Source organism: Negativicoccus succinicivorans, assembly GCF_018372215.1.
Classification (GTDB): domain Bacteria; phylum Bacillota; class Negativicutes; order Veillonellales; family Negativicoccaceae; genus Negativicoccus.
Genome location: NZ_JAHAJN010000002.1, coordinates 77,117 through 99,285 on the forward strand (window position 1 = coordinate 77,117; position 22,169 = coordinate 99,285).

23 protein-coding genes and 1 tRNA gene are annotated in these 22,169 nt (G+C 53.7%); 1 reads left to right on the forward strand and 23 read right to left on the reverse strand.

Annotated elements, in window-relative coordinates:
- Window positions 1–38 precede the first annotated feature (38 nt).
- The 4 genes from KIB08_RS01820 to KIB08_RS01835 all read right to left on the reverse strand — a co-directional run bounded on the left by KIB08_RS01820 (window position 39) and on the right by KIB08_RS01835 (window position 3,752).
- Window positions 39–1,442, reverse strand: coding sequence for an FAD-dependent oxidoreductase (locus KIB08_RS01820; RefSeq protein ID WP_303988823.1), 1,404 nt, complete (start codon window positions 1,440–1,442; stop codon window positions 39–41).
- Window positions 1,443–1,460: 18 nt separating this feature from the next.
- Window positions 1,461–1,536 (reverse strand) — tRNA-Arg (locus KIB08_RS01825).
- A 64-nt stretch (window positions 1,537–1,600) separates the two neighbouring features.
- A complete protein-coding gene (ychF, locus tag KIB08_RS01830; protein WP_303988826.1) occupies window positions 1,601–2,707 on the reverse strand; it encodes a redox-regulated ATPase YchF in 1,107 nt (368 codons plus the stop codon).
- A 19-nt stretch (window positions 2,708–2,726) separates the two neighbouring features.
- On the reverse strand, window positions 2,727–3,752 hold the full coding sequence (locus tag KIB08_RS01835; RefSeq protein WP_303988829.1) for a hypothetical protein: 1,026 nt from the start codon (window positions 3,750–3,752) through the stop codon (window positions 2,727–2,729).
- A gap of 165 nt (window positions 3,753–3,917) precedes the next feature.
- Between KIB08_RS01835 and KIB08_RS01840 the strand changes: the two genes are divergently transcribed.
- Window positions 3,918–4,889 carry an AEC family transporter gene (locus KIB08_RS01840; RefSeq protein WP_303988832.1) on the forward strand — a complete coding sequence of 324 codons (972 nt, stop codon included), beginning with the start codon at window positions 3,918–3,920 and terminating at the stop codon, window positions 4,887–4,889.
- A gap of 46 nt (window positions 4,890–4,935) precedes the next feature.
- Here the strand turns inward: KIB08_RS01840 and KIB08_RS01845 are convergent, their stop codons facing one another.
- The 19 genes from KIB08_RS01845 to rpmH all read right to left on the reverse strand — a co-directional run bounded on the left by KIB08_RS01845 (window position 4,936) and on the right by rpmH (window position 21,986).
- Window positions 4,936–5,640, reverse strand: coding sequence for an ABC transporter ATP-binding protein (locus tag KIB08_RS01845; protein ID WP_303988836.1), 705 nt, complete (start codon window positions 5,638–5,640; stop codon window positions 4,936–4,938).
- 1 nt (window position 5,641) lies between these two features.
- Window positions 5,642–6,406 carry an ABC transporter ATP-binding protein gene (locus KIB08_RS01850; protein WP_303988839.1) on the reverse strand — a complete coding sequence of 255 codons (765 nt, stop codon included), beginning with the start codon at window positions 6,404–6,406 and terminating at the stop codon, window positions 5,642–5,644.
- Entirely contained in the window at window positions 6,384–7,352 is a 969-nt protein-coding gene (locus tag KIB08_RS01855; protein ID WP_303988843.1) for a branched-chain amino acid ABC transporter permease, read from the reverse strand. Before KIB08_RS01855 ends, KIB08_RS01850 begins: the two co-directional genes overlap by 23 nt.
- Window positions 7,352–8,245 (reverse strand): branched-chain amino acid ABC transporter permease, encoded by an 894-nt coding sequence (locus KIB08_RS01860; protein ID WP_303988846.1) that lies wholly within the window; start codon window positions 8,243–8,245, stop codon window positions 7,352–7,354. Before KIB08_RS01860 ends, KIB08_RS01855 begins: the two co-directional genes overlap by 1 nt.
- 68 nt (window positions 8,246–8,313) lie before the next feature.
- Complete coding sequence (locus KIB08_RS01865) at window positions 8,314–9,486, reverse strand: ABC transporter substrate-binding protein (protein WP_303988848.1); 1,173 nt, start codon at window positions 9,484–9,486, stop codon at window positions 8,314–8,316.
- Window positions 9,487–9,518: 32 nt separating this feature from the next.
- Complete coding sequence (locus KIB08_RS01870; protein ID WP_303988850.1) at window positions 9,519–10,700, reverse strand: ABC transporter substrate-binding protein; 1,182 nt, start codon at window positions 10,698–10,700, stop codon at window positions 9,519–9,521.
- A gap of 696 nt (window positions 10,701–11,396) precedes the next feature.
- Window positions 11,397–12,287, reverse strand: a complete 891-nt coding sequence (locus KIB08_RS01875; protein ID WP_303988853.1) for a peptidoglycan DD-metalloendopeptidase family protein — start codon at window positions 12,285–12,287, stop codon at window positions 11,397–11,399.
- Window positions 12,284–12,799, reverse strand: coding sequence for a DUF4446 family protein (locus KIB08_RS01880; protein WP_303988856.1), 516 nt, complete (start codon window positions 12,797–12,799; stop codon window positions 12,284–12,286). Before KIB08_RS01880 ends, KIB08_RS01875 begins: the two co-directional genes overlap by 4 nt.
- 25 nt (window positions 12,800–12,824) lie before the next feature.
- Window positions 12,825–13,700, reverse strand: coding sequence for a ParB/RepB/Spo0J family partition protein (locus tag KIB08_RS01885; protein ID WP_303988858.1), 876 nt, complete (start codon window positions 13,698–13,700; stop codon window positions 12,825–12,827).
- On the reverse strand, window positions 13,693–14,454 hold the full coding sequence (locus tag KIB08_RS01890; protein ID WP_303988860.1) for a ParA family protein: 762 nt from the start codon (window positions 14,452–14,454) through the stop codon (window positions 13,693–13,695). The genes KIB08_RS01885 and KIB08_RS01890 overlap by 8 nt, the downstream gene beginning before the upstream one ends.
- A gap of 127 nt (window positions 14,455–14,581) precedes the next feature.
- Entirely contained in the window at window positions 14,582–15,478 is an 897-nt protein-coding gene (locus KIB08_RS01895; protein ID WP_303988861.1) for a PPK2 family polyphosphate kinase, read from the reverse strand.
- 42 nt (window positions 15,479–15,520) lie between these two features.
- Window positions 15,521–16,255: a 16S rRNA (guanine(527)-N(7))-methyltransferase RsmG gene (rsmG, locus tag KIB08_RS01900; RefSeq protein WP_303988863.1), complete on the reverse strand. Its 735-nt coding sequence runs from the start codon at window positions 16,253–16,255 to the stop codon at window positions 15,521–15,523.
- Window positions 16,245–18,131, reverse strand: a complete 1,887-nt coding sequence (mnmG, locus tag KIB08_RS01905; protein ID WP_303988865.1) for a tRNA uridine-5-carboxymethylaminomethyl(34) synthesis enzyme MnmG — start codon at window positions 18,129–18,131, stop codon at window positions 16,245–16,247. The genes rsmG and mnmG overlap by 11 nt, the downstream gene beginning before the upstream one ends.
- Before the next feature lie 10 nt (window positions 18,132–18,141).
- Window positions 18,142–19,524, reverse strand: coding sequence for a tRNA uridine-5-carboxymethylaminomethyl(34) synthesis GTPase MnmE (gene mnmE / locus KIB08_RS01910; protein WP_303988866.1), 1,383 nt, complete (start codon window positions 19,522–19,524; stop codon window positions 18,142–18,144).
- Window positions 19,525–19,574: 50 nt separating this feature from the next.
- The gene (jag, locus tag KIB08_RS01915) at window positions 19,575–20,522 is read right to left on the reverse strand and encodes an RNA-binding cell elongation regulator Jag/EloR (protein WP_303988867.1); all 948 of its coding nucleotides are present in this window, start codon (window positions 20,520–20,522) and stop codon (window positions 19,575–19,577) included.
- Window positions 20,519–21,163 carry a YidC/Oxa1 family membrane protein insertase gene (locus KIB08_RS01920; protein ID WP_303989069.1) on the reverse strand — a complete coding sequence of 215 codons (645 nt, stop codon included), beginning with the start codon at window positions 21,161–21,163 and terminating at the stop codon, window positions 20,519–20,521. The genes jag and KIB08_RS01920 overlap by 4 nt, the downstream gene beginning before the upstream one ends.
- A gap of 25 nt (window positions 21,164–21,188) precedes the next feature.
- Window positions 21,189–21,446: a membrane protein insertion efficiency factor YidD gene (gene yidD / locus KIB08_RS01925; protein WP_303988869.1), complete on the reverse strand. Its 258-nt coding sequence runs from the start codon at window positions 21,444–21,446 to the stop codon at window positions 21,189–21,191.
- Window positions 21,440–21,787 (reverse strand): ribonuclease P protein component, encoded by a 348-nt coding sequence (rnpA, locus tag KIB08_RS01930; protein WP_303988871.1) that lies wholly within the window; start codon window positions 21,785–21,787, stop codon window positions 21,440–21,442. The genes yidD and rnpA overlap by 7 nt, the downstream gene beginning before the upstream one ends.
- Before the next feature lie 64 nt (window positions 21,788–21,851).
- Window positions 21,852–21,986 (reverse strand): 50S ribosomal protein L34, encoded by a 135-nt coding sequence (gene rpmH, locus KIB08_RS01935; protein ID WP_075939274.1) that lies wholly within the window; start codon window positions 21,984–21,986, stop codon window positions 21,852–21,854.
- Between the last annotated feature and the right edge of the window lie 183 nt (window positions 21,987–22,169).

The following is a 22,169-nucleotide window of genomic DNA, read 5'->3' on the forward strand; positions in this document are numbered from 1 at the left end:
CTTTTTCGAAGCAGTTTTCTTTGCGCATATTCATGCTTTTATTTCGCGGATGTATCCGGATTCTTCGCCGCGTCTTTTTTACCTTCAGAAGCTTTTTTTGTGGCGGCGAGCTTATCCATATAAGCTGCCATGCCCTGCGCTGTCTTTTTCGCTTCACGCATCGCCAACACCACGGTCGCCGGACGGTGCACGATATCCCCCGCCGCAAATACGCCCGGCAGGTTCGTCGCGCCGTAGTACGGTTCTTTTCGCACCTGAATATAGCCTGCGTGATCGCTATCGAGATCCGGCAGACTCGCCCGCAACAAAGTGCTCGGCACGTGCCCTACCGCGATAATCACTTTGTCCGCAGGGATTTCCTTACGCTTGCCCGTACCGTGCAGCTCGCCCAAGTCATTGATCGCCTGCTCTTCGTAGATAAAAGCGCCGACTTTTTCATGGCCCGACACGCCGACGGGCGCCGCCAAGAATCGGAACTCGACGCCTTCCGCTGCCGCCGCTTCGTATTCCGACGGCAAACAGGCCATAAATTCCCGCGTGCGCCGATACGCGACCGTGACTTTCCGCGCGCCCGCGCGCAACGCCGTACGCGCCGCATCCATCGCGACATTGCCCGCGCCGATCACTACCACGCGATCCTCGCGCTGAATGACAAATTCTTCTTTCGTCAGTTGATGATCCGCCAGCGCCTGTGCCGCATGCAGCACATCCATCGCCTGCAACACGCCCGGCAGGTCATCATTTTGCAACGGCAGATCCCGCGGTTGCGTCGTGCCGACGCCGAGAAAAACGGCCTGATAGCCATCTGCCTCTAAATCCGCCAGCGTAAAATCCTTGCCGAATGTTTGGCCGCAAAGAAATTTCACGCCCATGGCGGCCAGCCGTTCCGTTTCAAAGCGCACGACCGCTTTATTGATCCGAAACGAAGGGATCCCGTGCAGCAACACGCCGCCCGGTTCCGCCGCGCTGTCGTACACGTCAATGTTGTAACCGAGTTGGCGCAAATCGTTCGCCACCGTTAACCCGGCCGGTCCGGAGCCGATGACCGCCACCCTTTCTTTTTTGCGCGGCAATCGTCGCGGCGTATTGAGCATCATGGCGTTCGCCACATCGCCGATAACGCTTTCAATCAGACCGATTTTGACCGGCTGATGACGTCGATTTAAAATGCAGTGCCCCTGGCATTGATTTTCGTGCGGGCACACGCGTCCGCAGACGGACGGCAAATTACTGCGTTCGTTAATGATCCGAATTGCCGCGCCGATATTACCGGCGGCCAGTTCAGTGATAAATTGAGGGATTTCATTACCGACCGGACAACCGGTCCGGCAGGTCGGACGCGGGCAATGCAAACAACGTCGCGCCTCCACAATCGCCTGCGCCAAATCTTCCATGGTCACGCGAACCCGGTCCGTCGCCAACGGAAATACCGTAGGTTTCATAATGCCTCCCGAAATCGTTGGTGCGCCCAAGATGATTCGAACATCCGACACGCGGTTTAGGAAACCGCTGCTCTATCCCCTGAGCTATGGGCGCATGCTAAATATCACTGTAGCCGCCGCCCCGCGAACCATGTCGCGGACGGCGCAGTTAATTTTACTTATACGTTAAACCGGAAATACGTGACGTCGCCGTCGCGCATGACGTAATCTTTGCCTTCGAGTCGCAGCACGCCTTCTTCACGCGCTTTGGCCATCGAACCGGCCGCGATCAGATCATCGTAAGAAACGATTTCCGCGCGAATGAAACCGCGTTCGATATCCGTGTGAATTTTACCCGCGGCCTGCGGCGCTTTCGTGCCTTCGACAATGGTCCAGGCGCGGCATTCGTCACTGCCGGCGGTGAAAAAGTTGATTAAGCCGAGCAGCGAGTACGCGGCTTTGATCAAACGATCCAGACCCGCTTCCTCCTCGCCCAAATCCTCCAGGAAAACTTTCGCTTCCTCCGGGCTGAGCTCGGCGATTTCCGCTTCGATCGCGGCGGAAATCGTGACCCATTGCGCGCCTTCCGACTCCGCCAATTCTTTGACGCGCACGACGTGCGGATTCGCCAGCGGATCGGAAATTTCGTCTTCGCCGATGTTGGCGACATACAATACCGGTTTGCGCGTGAGCAAATTCAATTCGCGAATCAGCGCTTCTTCTTCCGGTGTCAGTTCCACCAGACGCGCGGGTTTGCCTTCGCTCAAACACGCTTCGACTTTACGCAACACATCGAGTTCCGCTTTCGCTTCTTTGTTGCCGGATTTCGCGACTTTTTCAATCCGCTGACGGCGTTTCGCCACCGCGTCCAAGTCGGCAAGACCCAGCTCCGTCATAATAATTTCAATATCGCGCAGCGGATCAATCGAACCTTCCACATGCGTGACATTTTCATTTTCAAAGCAGCGCACGACTTGCGCGATCGCGTCCGTTTCACGAATATGCGCGAGAAATTGATTGCCGAGGCCTTCGCCCTTCGACGCGCCCGCCACCAGACCCGCGATATCGACGAAGCGCATAACGGCGGGAATGCGCCGTTCCGGCTGAAACATTTCCGTCAGCACATCGAGTCGCGCATCGGGAAGTTCCACGATGCCCACGTTCGGTTCGATCGTGCAGAACGGATAGTTCGCCGCTTCCGCGCCCGCTTTGGTAATCGCGTTAAATAACGTCGATTTACCGACATTCGGTAAACCGACAATGCCTACCTGTAAATTTGTACTCATACCTACCTCACTCTATTCTTTATGCCTGCGTTAAGCGCAGTTGCGCAAAGGTCTCTCCCGCGCCGCCGTACACTTCGCCCGCCACAAGTTCCGTCGCGGAAAAGGCTTCGTGCCGCGGCAGATCCTGCGCCGCCAGCCACAAATACGGTAACGTCGGTTCGCCCCAATAGGGAATCCCTCTTGCCGTAAGCTCGTCGCGAACGATTCTCTGGCGCGCGGCGTACGTTTCCAACGTCGCGCTCCATTCCGTTTGCCCCGCGTCGCTCAACCACGCATGCAGTCCCGCGAGCAACAGCGGCGACACGTCGGGCGCGCCGAGATACTTGCGCACGACATCCGCCGCCGGATACGCATGTTGGTCCGAACGATCGGCCGCGAATTCATCCGGCACGACGACCGCCGTTAAACCCGGCAAACCGAGCGCGGCGAAATCATACACGGTCAGCACGCATGATGCGGCTCCGTCGATCGCGTAAAACGACTGCGCCTCCCTTAAATACGGCGCAAAACTGGCGTCGGCAATCAGCGTCAGGCCCGACTGCTCGGCGTAACGCACCCAACGCAACTGATCGCGCGCGGTCAGCGCGACCCCCGTCGCGAGTGACGGCTGCGCGATATACAACAATCCGGGTTCATGCGCCGGTAAACCGATGCGCCAATCGATTTCATCAAAACCGCTGATATATTCCACGCCGCGATAGTAACCCGCGTCCCAGTCGCCGGTATGACCTTCCGCCACCTGGCGATCAAAAATAGTCAGCTCGTCCGGCTCGGCGACGGCGAAAATATGACCTGCTTCCCAAAGCGTCGCCAATTCCTCTTTACGAATGCCGAAGCGAATCGCGGCGGGCGTAACGGCTGCGCCGTGATGTTGTAAATACGCGGCAAACGCTTCCTGCAGCGCGATAAGCGAGGGCGCCGGCGCGCCTTGAATCGTTTGCGAGAGCGCGTCCGTTACCGTTTTTGTTGTCGGCAGTCGCCAAACAGGCGGCCTGTCATAACCGCCTTGCGCGCGTAATCGCCATACCGTTTTCTTTAACTGCACCCGCTCACCCCGTCATCCCATCCCGTGCCGCAAAGGCACCCGTCAAAATAGTTTCGCACTGTAATGATACTTTATCTATTTTACCATATGCGCTGACCTGTCGTGCGAGCGTCTCGCACATTTTTTCATTTTGTGCTATTCTATCAATAGCAAGGGGGGCCAGCGATGGAAATTATTCATATTTTAGCGTACAACATGTTGCCACTGACTGGGATCGTCGCGCTCGGCTATTGGCTGGCCAGCATGTTTCCGATTGATGTCAAATCTTTAACCAAATTAATGTTTTATATCATCTTACCTTCGTTTGTTTTCCGCAGCATTTTCCTGATGCCTTTCGATACCGGCATGCTGATTTTGTTTGCGGCGGGCGCGTTGCTTTTTCTGCTCCACAGTCTGTTCGCCACCGGCATTGCCAAGCTGCGAGGCTACGACAGCGGCATGCGGGAGACGTTTCGCGTCAGCACGATGTTCAGCAACTGCGGTAACGTAGGCGTCTCGATGATCACGTTGATCTATTCCAATCCGCCTTTTACCAAGGGCCTGGAAGCGCCGTATCATGATGCGGCGATGGCCGCCATCACCGTGCTTTTAATCTTGACGAACGCTTCCGTCAACACCATCGGCCTATACTTGGCCGGCAAGGGTCGCATGACGGCGCGCGACGCGACGCTGATGATCTTGCATATGCCGACATTGTACGTCATTTTCGGCGTCGTGTTTTGTAAATGGCTGGCGCTTCCGGTAGACACCTGGTTCGTTTGGCCGATGGTTTCCATGGTGGCGAAGTCCTTGCCGTTCATCGCGATGGTGACGCTGGGCATTCAGCTGCACCGCACGACATTGACTTGGTTCAACCCCGATGTGTGGCTCGCGATCTTCACTCGTCTGATCCTCGGTCCGCTCTTTGCTCTCGCGATTATTTACACGTACGGTCGTTTCGATCCGCTGACCTCGCAGGTATTTTTGATTTTCTCCGCCATATCGAGCGCCGTCAACAGCGTCATGTTCGCCGTCGACTTCGACAACTATCCCGGCTATGCCACGCAAGTCGTCTTGCTCGGGTTTGTCATGAGTTGTTTCACGCTGACCTCAGTGATTTATCTGGCGCGCTTTCTCTTTCCCATACCGACGTGGTAAAAAACATCAAAAAGACCGTTTCACGTGAAACGGTCTTTTTTCGTGTTCAGCCTCCGAGGTACGCCGCGCGTACGGCTTCGCTCTGCATCAGTTCCTGACCCGGTCCTTCCAACGTAATCTTACCGGTTTCCAGAACGTATGCGTAATCTGCGATCGACATCGCCATATGCGCATTTTGCTCGACGAGCAAAATCGTGGTGCCCTGCTCATTGATATGCTGAATGATATCAAAAATTTCTTTGACGAATAACGGCGAAAGCCCCATGGACGGTTCGTCCAAAAGCAGCAGCCGCGGCCGGCTCATCAACGCGCGCCCCATCGCGAGCATTTGTTGTTCACCGCCGGAAAGTGTACCCGCCAACTGTTTTTTACGTTCCGCCAGCCGCGGAAAGCGTTTGAAAACCAGTTCCATGTCGTGGGCGACGCCGTCTTTATCTTTGCGGGTGAAAGCGCCGAGTTCAAGATTTTCCAAAACGGTAAGCGGCGCGAAAATGCGGCGCCCTTCCGGCACCTGACTGATCCCGCTGCGGACAATCGACTGCACATTTTTCTTCGTGATACTGTCGCCTTCGAAAGTGATGTCGCCGACCCTAGGTCGCAGCAGGCCCGAAATCGTCCGAAGCGTCGTGGATTTACCGGCGCCGTTGGCTCCGATGAGAGCGACGATCTGTCCTTCCTTCACGGATAGGCTCACGCCTTTCAAGGCATGGATGGCGCCGTAATACACGTGGATATCATTGACTTCGAGCATCTTATGCCTCCGCTCCCAAATAAGCCTTGATAACGTCCGGATTGTGGCGAATTTCATCCGGTACGCCATGCGCTAAAATTTTACCGTAGTCCAGTACATAAATCCGTTCGCAAAGTTGCATGACCAGACCCATATCGTGTTCGATCAAAAGAATCGCCAGGGAAAATTCATCACGCAGGCGCCGAATTAATTGCGTCAGCTCCGCCGTTTCCTGCGGATTCATCCCCGCCGCGGGCTCATCCAAAAGCAGCAAACGCGGTTTGGTCGCCAACGCGCGCGCGATTTCGAGACGGCGCTGTTCGCCGTACGGTAAGTTGCACGCCAGTTCGTCGCGTTTGGCGTCAAGATTGAAAAGTTGCAATAATTGTAACGCCCGCGCTTCGATTGCTTCTTCTTCACGACCGTAGCGACCGACGCGCAATACGCTTTCCAAAAGCGAATAACGCGCGTGCAGGTTGCAGGCGATTTTGACATTTTCCAGTACGGAAAGATCGCCGAAAAGACGAATGTTTTGAAATGTTCGTGCGATCCCCGCCGCGGTAATCTGATACGGTTTTTTACCGACCAGCGACTGTCCGTCAAAGCGAATCTCGCCCATGCTCGGACGATACACGCCGGTCAAGAGATTAAACGCCGTCGTTTTTCCGGCGCCGTTCGGACCGATCAGGCCGATCAATTCGCCCGCGTCAATATGTATCGTAAAGTCCTGCACGGCTTTGATACCGCCGAAAATTTTGGCGACACTAGTCGTTTCTAAGAGCGCCATGACGGTCACCTCCCTTGCCCCACTTCGGCAGGAGCGAGGTCAGTTCCTGGTTGCCGAACAGGCCTCGCGGCCGGAACATCATCAAGAGGATGAGCATCAGCGCGTAAATAATCATGCGGAATTCCGGATAATCCGAAAGCGCCGCCGTGAGAAATGTCAGCATCACCGCGCCGACCACCGAGCCCGTCATACTGCCGAGACCGCCCAGCACGACCATGGTGAGGTAGTCGTACGATTTCAGGAACGTAAAACTCGACGGGTGCGCGATGGAAAAGTAATGCGAGAAAAGCCCGCCCGCAAGTCCGGCAAACAGCGCGCCAATCGTAAACGCGAGCACCTTGTAGCGCGTCGTATGGATCCCCATCGCTTCCGCGGCGATCGCGTTTTCACGCACGGAGATGCAGCCGCGGCCGTAGGTCGAATTAATCATGTTTTTCAGCACATACAACGTGACCAACATCATCAGGAACACCCATGAAAAAGTGGTTTCTTTCGGGATTCCCGTCATGCCGGACGCGCCGCCGACCGCTTCGATGTTCAAAATGCAAACGCGGATAATCTCCCCCATGCCGAGCGTTGCAATCGCCAGGTAGTCCCCGTCCAGCCGCAACGTCGGAATACCGATCAGAAAACCGATCGCCGCGGCGGCGAGACCGCCCGCTAACAGACTCACGGCAAAGGGCCAGTCATAAAAGACGGTGCCGACGGCGGAGACATACGCGCCCACCGCCATAAAGCCCGCGTGACCGAGCGAAAATTGACCGGTGATACCGTTAATCAGGTTCAGACTCGCCGCCATAATAATGTTGATCGCAATCACGACCACCTGCAGCCGCCAGAAATTCGGCAAAACTTTTTCTTCGACGAGGAAGTAGAAAACGGCGTAAAGGGCGAGCGCCAACACCCACCAAAGGGCGTCGTATTTACGTTTTTTGGCTATCATCATTACACCTTTTCCCCTTCCACTTTGCCCAGTAAGCCGGTCGGCTTAATCAGCAAAATTAAGATGAGGATCCCGAACGCCGCCGCATCACGGAATGTCGAAGAAATAAAACCGCTCACGAGCGCTTCCACGACACCGAGGATCAAACCGCCGAACATCGCGCCCGGCACGATGCCGATACCGCCCAAAACGGCGGCGACGAAAGCTTTCAGACCGGGCATGATGCCCATCAGCGGATCAATCGAGTTGTAGTAGATGCCGACGAGCACGCCCGCCGCGCCGGCGAGACCCGAACCCAACGCGAACGTAAACGAAATGACGCGATCGACATGGATGCCCATCAACTGCGCCGCTTCCGTATCAAACGAAACAGCGCGCATGGCTTTGCCCATCGTCGTGTATTGCACAATGTAGGTCAATAACGCCATCAGCACCAGCGCGGACACCAAGATGACGATTTGCTGCAGACTGACCACGATCGGACCGAGGTTGTATGTCGTATTCTCAAACACCGGCGGAAACGTCCGCGGTTGCGGTGTCAGGAAAAACATCGTCGTGTATTCGATCAGCAAACTGACGCCGATCGCCGTAATCAACAGAGCGATTTTCGGGCTGTTTCGCATCGGCCGATAGGCGATTTTCTCTACGACTACGCCGACAATAGCCATGACCACCATCGCGGTGATCAACGCGGGAAAAAATGACATTTGTCCCGCCGTCGTCGCAAAAAAACCGACGTAGGCCCCCAGCATGTAGATATCGCCGTGGGCAAAGTTGATGAGGCGCATGACCCCATACACCATGGTGTAGCCCAACGCAATCAGCGCGTAAATACTGCCCAGCGAAACACCGTTAATCATCTGCTGGATCACCTGTACCCACCAAGCGGACTCCATTTCTTCCCCTCCTTACTGCTGCTACGAGGCAGCGCGCGGCGAGGAACGCCGCGCGTTACACTTCTTGCTTACGGTTCTACCTTCGCCAGGAACTTCAGAGCGCCGTCTTTGTAGGTCATAATATACGCGCCTTTGATCGTGTCATGGCGTTCGTCAATGCGCATCTTACCGGAGACGCCTTCAAAGTTTTCCGTTTTGGCCATCGCATCTTTAATTTTTTCCGGTTCTACCGAATTCGCGCGAGTAATCGCATCCGCGATCATGTACATCGCATCGTAAGCGAGCGCCGCGTACGCATCCGGTTTCACACCGTAGGCCTTTTCATAGGCCGCCACAAAATCCATCGCCTTTTTATTGTTTTCATCGACGGCATAGTGGTTACTGAAATACGTATTGTTCAAGTTTTGCGCGCCGGCGATTTCCGCCAACTTCGCGCTGTCCCAACCGTCCGAGCCCAAAATCGGTTTCGTGTAACCCATTTCACGCGCCTGTTTGATGATCAGGCCGACTTCCTGGTAATATGCCGGTACAAAAATCGCATCCGGATCGCTGGCAATAATTTTCGTCAGCGTCGCTTTGAAATCGGTATCTTTCTGCAGGAAACCTTCGGTACCGGTAACCGTGCCGCCGGCGGCCGTGAACGCTTCCTCGAAGAATTTAGCTAATCCCTTGGAGTAATCGCTTGAGTTATCGACAAGAATCGCTACCTTTTGCGCGTTCATCTGTTGTAACGCAAAGCTCGTCATAACTTTGCCCTGGAACGAGTCAACAAAGGTGGAACGGAACATGAAATCGCGCACTTTATTCGCTTTATCATCCCAGGTCACGCGCGGGTTCGAACCCGTCGGGCTGATCCCGAGAACTTTGGCGGAGGAATTGATCGCGGACGCCGCAATCGCGTTCGAGCTGGTATCCGGAGCAATCGTGGCAATCGCGCCGTCATCGATCAGTTTTTGCATCTGTGTCGTGGCTTCGGCCGCTTCCGAGCGGTTGTCACCGACTTGCAGGCTGACCTGCTTACCCATGAGGCCGCCCTTTTTGTTGATTTCATCCACCGCCAGTTTAATCGCGTTCGCGGAGCTTTGACCGAAGGAAGCCTGGTTACCGGTCATTTCCAAGTTCGCGCCGATCTTAATCGTATCGGCCGCCGCTTTTTTGTCATCGCCGCCGCAACCGGCAATCAGTCCGATCGTCGCCATTGCCATGACCGCCGTCGCTACTTTCTTTTGCCATTGTTTCATGTTCTTACCCCCTTGTTTTCCTACTTTTATAACTATTGACTCAACTGAATTCGCTTCAGGAAACGTCGTTCGCCGTCCACCAACTGAATAACCACACCGCTCGAAACGGTATTGTGATCGGCATCGATGGAAATTTTGCCGCTGATCGCTTTGAAATCCTGCATCTGCGTCAGTTCCTGTTGAATCTTATGCGGATCGGTCGACTGCGCCCGCCGGATGGCTTCGAGCAAGAGTCGTGTCGCATCGTACCCGAGCACCGCGTAGGAATCCGGTTTATATCCGAAACGACGTTCATACCGTGTGATAAACTGTTGCAACACCGGATCCGTATCATTTGGCGAGTAATGGTTGGTGTAATAGGTATTGTTGAGATTGTTAGCGCCCGCAATTTCCACGAGTTTATCCGAATCCCAACCGTCACCGCCGACGATCGGCACATTCCAGCCGATCTCACGCGCCTGCCGAACAATCATGCCCACTTCCTGGTAGTAGCCCGGCACGAACAAAACGTCCGGGTGTTGTGCTTTCAACTTCGTCAACGTGACTTTAAAATCCACATCTTTTTGCAGGTACGCTTCTTTGGCGATGACCGAGCCGCCGGCGGCCGTAAAGCTCTTGGTAAAGAAATCCGCCAAGCCGATCGCATATTCACTCGCATTATCGACCAAAATCGCGGCTTTTCGCGCTCCCAAGTCGCCGTAAGCGAACTCGGCGGCGATGCGCCCCTGGTAGGAGTCAATGAAAGTCGCGCGGAACACATACTCTCGCACCTTGCCTGTCGCCGGATCAATCGTGACCGCCGGATGCGTCGCCTTCGGACTGATCAACGGAATTTTATGTTCCGCCACCATCGGCGCTACCGCAATCACGTTCGAACTGGTATCCGGACCGATGATGCCGACCACGCCCGCGTCCAACAGCTTAAACATCGCATCACTCGAACCGGCGACATCGCTGCGGTTATCAAGCGCGATCAGCTGAATTTGCTTACCGAGAACTCCGTCCGCGCTGTTCACTTCATCGATCGCCATTTGCATGGCGTTGACCGTCGAGGTGCCGAAGCTGGCGTTCGAGCCGGTCATTTCCAAATTACTGCCGATCGTCAGTAAATGATCATTCTTCGGACTTCGGTTCGGCTGACAGCCGGTCATACCGACCAACGCAATCGTACCGACGAGCGCGCTGATAACCAGCGCCCGCCACTTTGTTTGCATGGGCATCCCCCTACCTTTCCTTATCATGATAAAAAGGTATACTTCTTATGCGATTTATTATATTATCCGTAAATACCTCGGTCAACACCCAATTGGCAAGCTTTTTGCGGGATTTCAGTATTTTGTATACACAAAAACAATGCCGTTTTTTGTCGTCTTTTGCAAAACTCCCGCCCGTAGGGAAATCATGACCTCTTCCTCAAAAAAGATGGGAAAAAGAAATACAAAAACGGCTTGCTCTCATTGCAATATCGTGTATACGATTTTAAAATTAGCATAGCCTATTCAATTTTTCGTGTACGCTTTTTCCTGACACAAATGCCTTCTCGAAAAAACGCTCTCCTTTTTACCGCCACTTCTTTCAGCGGTATACGGTTTCACACTACTGACGCAAAACGAGCAAAATTTGCACTTATTTTCCCTTTTTGTCTATTTTGTATCTTCTGCTATTCAATTTTTATTTTCTTTCCTTATTTTGCCTTTCTTTTTTTGGCAACTTGTTATTTTCATAAAAATTTTTATGCCGTCTGTTTGGTGAGCGTTATAAAAAATTTCTAATTTATTTCCTTGAAGTATAAAATTTTCAAAATAAAATTTTATGTCGGCACCTTTTAAAAATTTTCGTCGACCGGAAATAAAACAGAAAAATTTTCCCACCGCATTTTGAGCAATAAAAAAAAGACCGCAAAGCGGTCTTTACTTTTTTGTCGGTAAAAACAACATCGGATCAACCGGCACGCCGTTAACACGTACCTCGTAGTGGACGTGACTGCCGGTGCTACGCCCGGTGCTGCCCATGAATGAAATTACGGTACCCGTCTGCACCTTGTCGCCGACTTCGGCGATAATCAGCGAATTATGTCCGTAGCGCGTGACAATGCCGCCCGGGTGCGTAATTTCCACCATATAGCCGTAGCCGCCGGCCCAACCCGCCGCGGTGACGGTCCCGTTCGCGGTAGCCTGTATCGGCGCGCCGTAATCGCCGGCGATATCTACCCCTTCATGAAAACCGATGCCGTCACCGAAAGGATCGTTGCGCCAACCGAAACTGCTGGAAACATATCCCTGCGCCGGCCAAATCGAGGGCGTATCGCCGGTCGCACCGTCATTCAATACGGGCTGATATGCCGGCGTAAGGTCAATCCCTTCCGCCAACGATTGCCGTAACATCACAAGCGAGTTCAGATGTTGGTCGGCGCGCGTGGAAAGCGCGGTGATGCGTTCCAGCAACGCTCCCGGCGTTAACGCCTGCGTCACTGCCGGCTGACGCGCTACCGTGCCGCCGTCACCTTGCGGCGCGGCTCCCGACTGCGAGCCTTGGATCATCTGCCGCACTTCCGCATCCAGCGCATCTAAACGCTGCATTTTGGTTTGCAGCTCCGTCAGTTTTTGGTTCGCGATTTCCACCTGCCGCTGATGCAGCTGATTTTCCTCGCGCAACCGATCCACTTCCCAATGTTGGTAATAGCCCCAACCGATCATCGCTAACGCGGCAAGCAGCACGATGATTTCCGCTGCTACCAAAGTGTAAAACCACTTTTTGCGCATAGTCCACGTGACGGTGTCGGACGTTTGGAATGACTTCATGCCGTTCCTTTCTCCGGACCGCCGCCCTGTTCAAGCGCACGCGCTAAACTTTCTTCTTCCTCTCTGCTGGGACGGGATAAGTAGCGTCCGACGCGAATCTCTTTCGCGTATACTCGCGTTTCTTCCGAGCCGCTGATCGCGGACACCGTGACCCCGTTACCACGGCCGTCAAGCATGGTCAGGGAAAAGCTGTCCTGCTGCCCGTTGGCGGCAAAGGCATTGTACTGAACAAAACCGACTTGCTGCAGTGCGGCATGTTGTACACGAGAAAGGTTTTCCTGCGCCGCGCCCATGGCGCTGATGGATGCTCCCAGTTCGCGCAATTCGCGCACTTCGGTCGCAAGTTTACGTTCCAGAGTCTTACCGTCTTCGCCGCGCATGAAAAGATTATATTTTTGTCGTAATTGACGCATTTGCGTATATAAAACAAGTACATAAACTAATACTATAACGAGCAGGGCAATTAATACGCCGAGCATGATCGTACCCGTCGTCTCCGTCAACCAAGCCATACTTCCTCCTGTTTCACGTGAAACATTATTTCAGTAACGCCAAAAGCCGTTCCAGTTCATCCCAGTTCGCGTACGGAATGCGAATTTCACCATGCGTCTTGCTGCCGCTGCCTTGCGCGGTAATGTCCACTTTCGTTCCAAGCAGTAGGGTCAGCTCTTCACTTTCCGCATGGAGATAAGCCTCGACGTTCGCATCCGATTTTTTTGTTTTTTTCTGCTTCGGCGATTTCCGCGACGGCGTTTTGTTTTCGGCAAGCAACGCTTCTACCCGGCGCGCGCTTAAACCTTCCGCGGCGATCTTTTGCGCCCAGCGCACTTGCGCATCTGGATCCTCTACCGCAAGTAAAGGCCGCACTTGCCCGACGGTGAGATCTCGCCGCGCCAACAGTTCCCGTACAAAGTCCGGCAACTGGAGAAGCCTCATCATATTGGTAATATATGGACGGCTGCGGCCGACCTTAGTCGCAATCTGCGCCTGCGTCAGAGAAAATTCATCGCGCAGACGATAGTACGCCGCCGCTTCTTCAATCGGATTCAAATCTTCACGTTGCAGGTTTTCGATTAACGCGACCGCGGCCAGCGCGGCATCGTCGTAATCACGAATGACTACCGGCACGGTACGGAGTTTGGCAATTTTAGCGGCGCGCAAACGCCGTTCCCCCGCGACCAGTTGGTAGCCGTCTTCTACTTTCATCACAATGAGCGGCTGAATAATGCCGTACTCTTTAATCGACGCGGCCAAGTCGTTCAGTTCGTTTTCGGCAAACTCCTGCCGAGGCTGCTGCGGATTCGGCACAATCTCCGTGAGCGAAATTTCCTGCACCGCGTTTTGCGCCATCGATGCGCTACCGCCCAGTAGCGCATCCAGGCCACGGCCCAGTTTCATGCCTTTTTTAGCCACGCCGCAGCACCTCCTGCGCCAATTCGCGATAAACTTCCGCGCCTTTGGATTTGCCGTCATAAAGAATGATCGGCTCGCCGTAGCTCGGCGCTTCGCTCAATCGCACGTTGCGCGGAATCAGCGTGCGATAAACTTTTTCACCGAAATGTTTTTTGACTTCATCAGCCACCTGTAAAGACAAATTGGTGCGACCGTCAAACATCGTCAATACAACGCCTTCCAAATGCAAGCTCGGATTCCAGTTGCCCGAAACCGAACGGATCGTCTGCAAAAGCTGCGCTACCCCTTCCAATGCGTAGTATTCGCACTGAATGGGCACCAGTACCGATCCCGCCGCGACTAACGCATTCACCGTCAAAAGTCCCAGCGAAGGCGGGCAGTCGATTAAGATATACTCGAATTTCTTTTTCAGTTTGTCCAAGGCGTCACGCAATTTTGTTTCACGTGAAACCATATTGACCAATTCGACTTCCGCGCCGGCCAATGCGATCGTCGCGGGCAAAACGGACAAGCCCTCCACGGCGGTCTTCACGCATGCTTTTTTGGCAGAAGCACCTTCGATCAGCACTTCATACCCGGAGCTTTTGATTCGGTCCTTATCGATCCCCAGACCGCTGGTCGCATTTCCCTGCGCGTCCATATCTACCAACAGTACGGCTTGACCCGCTTCCGCCAGGCAGGCCGCCAGGTTTACAGCGGTCGTCGTTTTACCTACGCCGCCTTTCTGATTCATAACGGCAATAATTTTGCCCACCGTGGCACCTCCATTTCTATTCGTACTTTATAGTATATCACACTGACCGACAGCGCTTTGTCAAAAGTCGATTTGTTTTTTTCTTCCGCCCGCATCAAAGAAAAGACCGTCCGCAGACGGTCGTTTCTTATCCGAACAAATCTTCCAAGGTCATGTTTTTGTCTTTCGCCAGGACTTTTTGCCAATGCTCCAAATGTTCCTTTTCCGCTCCGGATAGTGCCGGGAACTGCGGATCCAATTGTTCCAACAGCTGCAAGGTCGCCTGCGCCGCCAAGTAACGCGTGTACCATTTCTTATCCGCCGGCAGTATATACCAGGGCGCGTACTTCGTCGACGTAGCTTGAATCATATCCGCATACACATGCTGATAATTGTTCCAATACTTGCGTTCATTGATATCGGCCATGGAAAATTTCCAATTTTTTTCCGGCCGTTTGATTCGATCAATCAGCCGCTCCGCCTGCTCTTCTTTCGAAACATGCAAGAAAAACTTCAGCATAAAATAGCCGTTTTCATGCAAGTAACGTTCCCAATCATTAATTTGGCGAAAGCGTTCCTGCCAAAACTCCTTGTCGATTTCAACATCGCTGCCCGGAAAGTTTTGATCTTTCAATAAATTATGTACGCGCGTAACGATGACGTCTTCATAATGGGAGCGGTTGAAAATGCCGATTTCGCCGCGCCGCGGTAAGGCCCGATTGACGCGCCAGAGATAATCGCGATCCAACTCCTCGCTTGACGGCTGTTTAAAGGTGGCGACACGTACGCCTTGCGGATTGAGAACGGTGTAGACATGCTTGATGAGACCGTCTTTACCCGCCGCATCCATCGCTTGCAAAACGACGATAATGCCATGTTTATTTTCGGCATAAAGTCGTTCCTGGTAAACTTCCAGTTCTTCCAACACTTCCGGAAACAGTTCTTCTTTTACCGTCTGTTTATCCGCTTCTTTCGGTGGGGCTGTCGGAATATTTTTAAAATCCAACTTGTTTTTGTGATGCACGAGATATTGTTTGACGTCCATGGATTTTCCTCCTCACTCCGGTCGCAGTCGCTGTTACTTATACTATAATGGTTGTTTCGCTGCTTTGCCCGGCGCGCGCGGAAAACGCTTCGGCGTCGCCTGCACTTTTTGAATGATGCAGAGCACGCGCTCATCAAACCATTCGCCGCGCTGCAGTTTGCGCACTTCGCACAACGTACCGCCAAGCTCCCGAATAGCACGTTGCGCAGCGCTTGCTTCCTCCGCGCCCTTCGGCCCTTTCCAGGCCAGAAAATAACCGCCTCGGGCGACAAAAGGCAACGCCCATTCACAGAGCACGCGCAAATCGGCGACGGCCCGCGACGTCACCACCGCAAACTGTTCGCGATATTCTTTCGCCTGCCCGGCAAATTCGGCGCGCTCATGGAGAATCTGCACATTCGCAAGGCCGATTGTTTGCGCGGCGTCAGCGACAAAGCGCAGCTTCTTGCCGACGGAGTCGAGCAATGTCCATTCGACATTCGGCGTAAGAATGGCTAACGGGATACCGGGAAAACCGCCGCCCGTACCGAGGTCAAGCGCGCGTGAGCGCGCCGGGAAATACGCGGGATCATAGCCCAGCCAGGAATCAATATAATGCTTCGCCAAAAATTCCTGCGGCTCGGTGATAGAAGTCAGGTTCATCACGCGATTTCGCTCGATTACCGCATCATAATACGCCGCATACGCCTGACTTTGCTCCGGCGTCAATGCGATCCCCAGCGACTTTGCCGCCGCTGCTATTTGTTCCGGGCTGAGCGTTGTCGTTTCAGGCATCATAGTTGACTCCCTGTTGCCGTTGCTGCTCCAAATAAATCATCAACACGGTAATATCCGCCGGCGAAACGCCGGAAACGCGCGAGGCCTGACCTAATGTGGCCGGCTTGACCTGCTGCAGCTTTTGCCGCGCTTCGATCGAAATGCCGCGCAACGTATCGTACGGCAAATCGTCCGGAAGTCGCGTCGTTTCCATTTTCTGCTGACGGCGAATGCGTTCCTGCTGTTTCGTAATATAACCTTCGTACTTGGTCGAAACAGACAGCTCTTCCCGCACATCGATGCCCGGATCGTCCCAGCCGAGCAAATCCGCGATATCCATATACGAAAGCTCCGGTCGCCGCAATAATTGCGCAGCGGTCGTGCCGGTTTTCAGCGCGGCGCTTCCCAAACGCGTGAGATAGGCATTCGTTTCCGCTGTCGGCGTAAGCATCGTTTCGCTCAACTTTCGATGCCCTTCTTCCACCGCGACGCGTTTCGCTTCATACCGCGCCCAACGCTCGTCACTTACTAAACCGAGTGTACGCCCGAGCGGCGTTAAACGCAAATCCGCATTGTCCTGACGCAATAACAGACGATATTCACTGCGGCTCGTCATCATGCGATACGGTTCATTCGTACCCTTCGTCACCAAGTCGTCAATCAGCGTGCCGATGTAGGCTTGCGCGCGCGTCAGCGTAAACGGTTCTTTACCGAGTACATAATGCGCCGCGTTAATGCCGGCGATGAAACCCTGCGCCGCGGCTTCTTCATAACCCGATGTTCCGTTGGCCTGGCCGGCGGAAAAAAGTCCGTCGCATTTTTTATAACGCAAGCCCGCCGTCAGCTGCAACGGGTCCAGACATTCATATTCAATCGCGTACGCCGGACGCATGATTTCGACATGCTCCAAGCCGGGAATCGTACGCAAAAAAGCATACTGCACGTCCATCGGCAGCGATGTCGACATGCCCTGGACATACATTTCATTCGTTTCCAAACCTTCCGGCTCGATAAAGAGTTGATGCCGTTCTTTATCCGCAAAGCGCACCACTTTATCTTCAATCGAAGGACAATAGCGCGCACCGACGCCGTGCACCAGCCCCGCGTATAAAGGAGCTCGATCCAAGTTGGCGCGAATAATCGCATGCGTTTCCGCATTGGTATAAGTCAACCAGCAACAAGTCGCGTTACGATCTTTGCGTTCGGATAAAAAGGAAAATGTGTGTGAATCCTTGTCGCCGTCCTGACGTTCCATGCGCTCAAGTGACAGAGTGCGCAGATCGACTCGACTCGGCGTGCCCGTTTTGAAACGACGCAGTTCGACGCCATGCTCTCGCAATGAATCCGCAAGTTTCAAACTCGCTCGGTAACCGTTCGGACCGCCGCTGTACTTATGCGTTCCAATCAGGATTTCACCTTGTAAATACGTTCCTGTCGCCAAGACAACCGCTTTTGCGCGATACGCTTCATCCAGCTCCGTTTTAATTCCGGTTACGCGACCGTCCTCTACCAGAAGATCTGTTACCATCAATTGCTTGACATCCAGCCGCGGCTCATTTTCAACGATTTGTTTCATGCGACGATGGTATGCGTTTTTATCATTTTGCGCGCGTAACGCATGGACAGCCGGCCCTTTGCCCCGGTTGAGCATGCGCATCTGAATCGCCGTTTCATCGGCGACTATCCCCATCTGTCCGCCCAACGCGTCCAACTCCCGCACGAGCTGGCTCTTACCCGGACCGCCGATCGCCGGATTACACGGCATCATCGCGATATTTTCTAAACTGATCGTGCACAACAATGTGCGCGCGCCCAAACGCGCCGCGGCGAGGCCCGCTTCGCAGCCCGCATGGCCGGCGCCGATCACGATCACGTCGTAACTTGCTACTTCGTACATATTCTTCCCCTTACTTACCGACGCAAAAACGTCGGAAAATTTCATCGGTAATGCTTGCCTCCGGGTTCCGCCCAACGATCGCTCCCAACGCGTCCCAGGCCGCCCGTAAATCTTCCGTAATCAAATCTTCCATCAAACCTTCATGCAGACCCTGCTGCGCGGAACGCAAGGAAGCGAGCGCCCGACGCGCCAAATCCTCCTGGCGCACGTTCGTCAAAAGGACGCTGTCCGCGCCGGCTTGCAGCCGGTGTTGCTCGACATAGGTCGCCAACGCGTTGCCGAGCTCGTCCATACCGGTGCCTGTACGCGCCGCGATCGCTACCTGCGGGAGGCCGCCGGTGAGCGCCTTCACCTCGTCAAGATCCGCCCGCAAAGGCAAATCCGTTTTATTTAAAAGTAAAATCGCCGCTTTGTTTTGCAAGGTCGCAAGCCATGCGCGTGTTTCCGCCGTCAGCGGCTGCGATGCATCCAGCACGGCGAGAATCAAATCCGCCTGCGCGAGTTCGCGGTGTGTACGCGCAATTCCCATTTGTTCAATTTGGTCGCTCGCTTCACGAATGCCCGCCGTGTCCACAAGCACCAGCGGAATGCCGTGAATCAGCGCCGATTCCGTAATCGTGTCGCGTGTCGTGCCGGGAATATCCGTCACAATCGCGCGCTCTTCCGCCAGCAATTGATTCAAAAGGCTTGATTTGCCCGCATTGGGTAAACCCGCGATGACGGTTTTTAATCCCTCTTTCCAAACTTTTCCCGCCGCCGCGCGGGCGATCATCGCTTCCAATTCAGTGATGATCGCGGTCAGTTTCGTATCGATTTCCGCCGGCGTCAGCTCCGCCAAATCCTCTTCGGGATAATCAATCACCGCTTCCAACGAAGCTACGAGTTCGGTCACCGCCGCGCCGGTCGCTTCCACCCAGCGGGAAAGTTTGCCCGTCAGTTGACCGACCGCCACGCCTAAGCCGACTTCGCTCTTCGCGGTAATAATATCATCCACCGCTTCCGCCTGCGTCAGATCAATACGCCCGTTCAAAAAGGCGCGCTCGGTAAATTCACCGCGTTCCGCCAAGCGCGCGCCCGCTTGGAGGCAAAGCTGCAAGCTGTGTTGTAACACCAGCATCCCGCCATGCAGTTGCAACTCCACGACATCTTCACCCGTATACGAACGCGGCGCGCGCATGACAAGCAAAATGCTTTCGTCCATCGTTTGCCCGTCCGCTACGATATGGCCGTAATGCGCCCGAAAACCGCGCGCATTATTCCAATCCAGCGGCGTGTACGGCCGAAAAACGCGCGCGGCGAGCGCCAGCGCCTCCGGCCCGCTGATCCGGATAATACCGATTCCGCCCGTGCCGAACGGCGTTGCGATCGCGGCAATGGTATCTTCGTTATACATAATTCTCCTTAGAAAAAGAAAGACCGGGATCGCCCCGGTCTGTAATGCGTTTACTGCTTGTAGTGAATCACCAAGTGGCGATTGTCCAGTTCGCCCTCACTCTTCGTGTAGACGTCCGGATCATCTTGCAATGTCAGATGAATAATTTTGCGTTCATACGCATTCATCGGTTCCAACACCAAGGGGCGTTGATTGCGTTTGACACGGTCCGCCATGCGGATCGCCAGCGATTCCAGCGTCGCTTGCCGACGCTCGCGGTAATCTTCCACGTCGAGCATGACGAAATACCGACCGCGGCCGCTCTGATTGGCCGCTAAATTGGTCAGATACTGCAACGAGTCCAACGTTTTGCCGTGTTTACCGATCAAAACGCCCAACCCGCGCCCGTGCAATTGTAATAAAATGCGTTCCGCAGTCATTCGCTTTTCGATCATCACATCGAGTCCCATCGCATCGGTGACGGATTGTAAAAAGGCTTTAGCGCGCTGCGCCGTTTCCGCTTGTTCTTCCGCCGAAAATGCGCTTTGGGAACGAGTATTTGTCACCGCTTCAGTCGCCACCGCGCCGGTATCCGCTACATGCGCCGTGGCGTCCGCTGCCGCCTCCGGACGCAGCGTTTCTTCCGCCGCTTGCGTTTCCTGCTCAACAACGGTCGCCGGTGTTTCAATAATCGGTTCTTCGTTTTGCACTTCGATACCGGTAGCGTCTTCAAGACCCGCGGACATTTTGGCCTGGCGCTTCGAAGCTTCCGTCAATTCTTCGCGCGGTACGATATAATCCGCTTTCGCAGTCTCTTTATCAACTTCCGATTCCGTCAGCTCACCATACAATTTGGTAACCAGGATGCGCGCCTCTTTGGCGCCGATACCGAAGATACCCTTTGACCCTTCCGACAGTACATCTACATTCACTTCACCGCGCGTGACTTGCAGCTCTGCTAATGCTTTCGCGGTAGCGTCTTCCACGGTTTTGCCCGTAAACTCGATTGGATGGCTCATTTGACACCTGCTCCCTTCGGCTTTTCACGAAACATGATAAACTGTTGCGCCATCTGGAATAAATTGGAAACTACCCAATAAACAACCAGACCGCTCGGAAAACTTAAGCTGATGTAGCCGATGAAAAGCGGCATAAAGACCAGCATGATTTTTTGCTGCTGCGCCGCCATAGAACCCGCCGAATTGTTGCTGCTCATCGTTTGCTTTTGCATGATGAACGTCGACAGCGCGGACAGAACCGGTAAAACATAGTACGGATCGGTCGCGCCCAGGCTCGGCAGCCATAAGAAGCTGATATATTCGGGATCGTATTGATAACTGCGCAACGCGTAGAAAATCGAAATCAAAAACGGCATCTGAATCAGCATCGGCAGGCAGCCCGACAGCGGATTGACACCCATCTCCTGATACATCTTCGTCATTTCCATTTGAATCCGTTGCGGATCCCCTTTATATTTCTTTTGAATCTCCTGAAGGCGCGGCTGCATTTCCTGCATGCTCTTCATCGAGCGGATCTGCTTAATCGCCAACGGCAAAAGCAGCACGCGAATCAGAATCGTCATTACTATAATTGCGATCCCGTAACTCGGGAATCCCGCCATCTGCGTCAATTGGTAGCAAAACGACAAGAAATGCTGCATGATTGACGCCAAAAAATCAATGGCATCACTGAATATACTCACTCGGTTCCTCCTTTAAGGATGCGCGGGCAGGCGGTACAGGATCATAGCCTCCCGAATGCAAGGGATGACACTTCAGCAGGCGTCGCAACGCCAGCCAACTTCCTTGCAGGGGTCCGAAGCGTAATATCGCTTCGCGGGCATAAATGCTGCACGTCGGATAAAACCGACACGTCGGCGGTTTCAACGGTGAAAGAAAGCGACGGTAAAAGTCGATTATACCGATTAAGATACGCGTCAGCATTGCAAAAGTTTCGCCCTTCTGAGCACAAATAATAAATCCCGCTCCGCTTCCGCGTATGACGCTTGCGCCAATCGCTTGCGTCCCACCAGAACCAGGTGATAGCCCGGTTTCAGCTGCGGCCGATGCAGGCGATACGCTTCGCGAAGCAAACGGCGCGCACGATTTCGCGCGACCGCATTTCCTACCTTTTTGCCGGTGACAAAGCCGACCCGGGTGGGTTCGCCCTGTCGCGGCAGCACATACAGTACCAGACGATTGGCAATCACGGCACGACCGTGTTGGTAGACACGCCGGTACTCATGGCCCTGCGTAATTCGATCCCCTTTTTTCAATTCGTGCATGACAACCGTCCCTTATGTATACAAAGAACTTGGCCGAGGCCAAGTTCTTTGTATCGCCTCTCGCTTAGGCGGATAATTTTTTTCTGCCTTTCAATCTTCTTCTTTTTAAGACCATGCGGCCGCCTTTAGTTTTCATGCGTTCCCGAAAACCGTGGGTACGTTTGCGCCAAAGCACACTCGGTTGATACGTCCGTTTCATGTCTGCACCTCCTTCTAGCATTAGGTGAATCAGTTCATACCATAACAAAGTAATTATATTGAAAAAGTTGGTCACTGTCAATCAATAGGCTTGTCATTGTCCAAAAAAGGCTTTATTTTTTTAATGTATATAAAAAGTGATTTCAGTAAAATTTTTATTTTTCTTTATTTTCCACTTGAAGTG

Excerpts from the sequence above, each read along its gene's own strand:
- KIB08_RS01820 (WP_303988823.1), bottom strand. The coding sequence starts at position 1,442 with ATGAAACCTACGGTATTTCCGTTGGCGACGGACCGGGTTCGCGTGACC.
- ychF (WP_303988826.1), bottom strand. The coding sequence starts at position 2,707 with ATGAGTACAAATTTACAGGTAGGCATTGTCGGTTTACCGAATGTCGGT.
- KIB08_RS01840 (WP_303988832.1), top strand. The coding sequence starts at position 3,918 with ATGGAAATTATTCATATTTTAGCGTACAACATGTTGCCACTGACTGGG.
- KIB08_RS01845 (WP_303988836.1), bottom strand. The coding sequence starts at position 5,640 with ATGCTCGAAGTCAATGATATCCACGTGTATTACGGCGCCATCCATGCC.
- KIB08_RS01850 (WP_303988839.1), bottom strand. The coding sequence starts at position 6,406 with ATGGCGCTCTTAGAAACGACTAGTGTCGCCAAAATTTTCGGCGGTATC.
- KIB08_RS01855 (WP_303988843.1), bottom strand. The coding sequence starts at position 7,352 with ATGATGATAGCCAAAAAACGTAAATACGACGCCCTTTGGTGGGTGTTG.
- KIB08_RS01860 (WP_303988846.1), bottom strand. The coding sequence starts at position 8,245 with ATGGAGTCCGCTTGGTGGGTACAGGTGATCCAGCAGATGATTAACGGT.
- KIB08_RS01865 (WP_303988848.1), bottom strand. The coding sequence starts at position 9,486 with ATGAAACAATGGCAAAAGAAAGTAGCGACGGCGGTCATGGCAATGGCG.
- KIB08_RS01870 (WP_303988850.1), bottom strand. The coding sequence starts at position 10,700 with ATGCAAACAAAGTGGCGGGCGCTGGTTATCAGCGCGCTCGTCGGTACG.
- KIB08_RS01875 (WP_303988853.1), bottom strand. The coding sequence starts at position 12,287 with ATGAAGTCATTCCAAACGTCCGACACCGTCACGTGGACTATGCGCAAA.
- KIB08_RS01880 (WP_303988856.1), bottom strand. The coding sequence starts at position 12,799 with ATGGCTTGGTTGACGGAGACGACGGGTACGATCATGCTCGGCGTATTA.
- KIB08_RS01895 (WP_303988861.1), bottom strand. The coding sequence starts at position 15,478 with ATGGACGTCAAACAATATCTCGTGCATCACAAAAACAAGTTGGATTTT.
- rsmG (WP_303988863.1), bottom strand. The coding sequence starts at position 16,255 with ATGATGCCTGAAACGACAACGCTCAGCCCGGAACAAATAGCAGCGGCG.
- mnmG (WP_303988865.1), bottom strand. The coding sequence starts at position 18,131 with ATGTACGAAGTAGCAAGTTACGACGTGATCGTGATCGGCGCCGGCCAT.
- mnmE (WP_303988866.1), bottom strand. The coding sequence starts at position 19,524 with ATGTATAACGAAGATACCATTGCCGCGATCGCAACGCCGTTCGGCACG.
- jag (WP_303988867.1), bottom strand. The coding sequence starts at position 20,522 with ATGAGCCATCCAATCGAGTTTACGGGCAAAACCGTGGAAGACGCTACC.
- KIB08_RS01920 (WP_303989069.1), bottom strand. The coding sequence starts at position 21,163 with ATGCAGCATTTCTTGTCGTTTTGCTACCAATTGACGCAGATGGCGGGA.
- yidD (WP_303988869.1), bottom strand. The coding sequence starts at position 21,446 with ATGCTGACGCGTATCTTAATCGGTATAATCGACTTTTACCGTCGCTTT.
- rnpA (WP_303988871.1), bottom strand. The coding sequence starts at position 21,787 with ATGCACGAATTGAAAAAAGGGGATCGAATTACGCAGGGCCATGAGTAC.
- rpmH (WP_075939274.1), bottom strand. The coding sequence starts at position 21,986 with ATGAAACGGACGTATCAACCGAGTGTGCTTTGGCGCAAACGTACCCAC.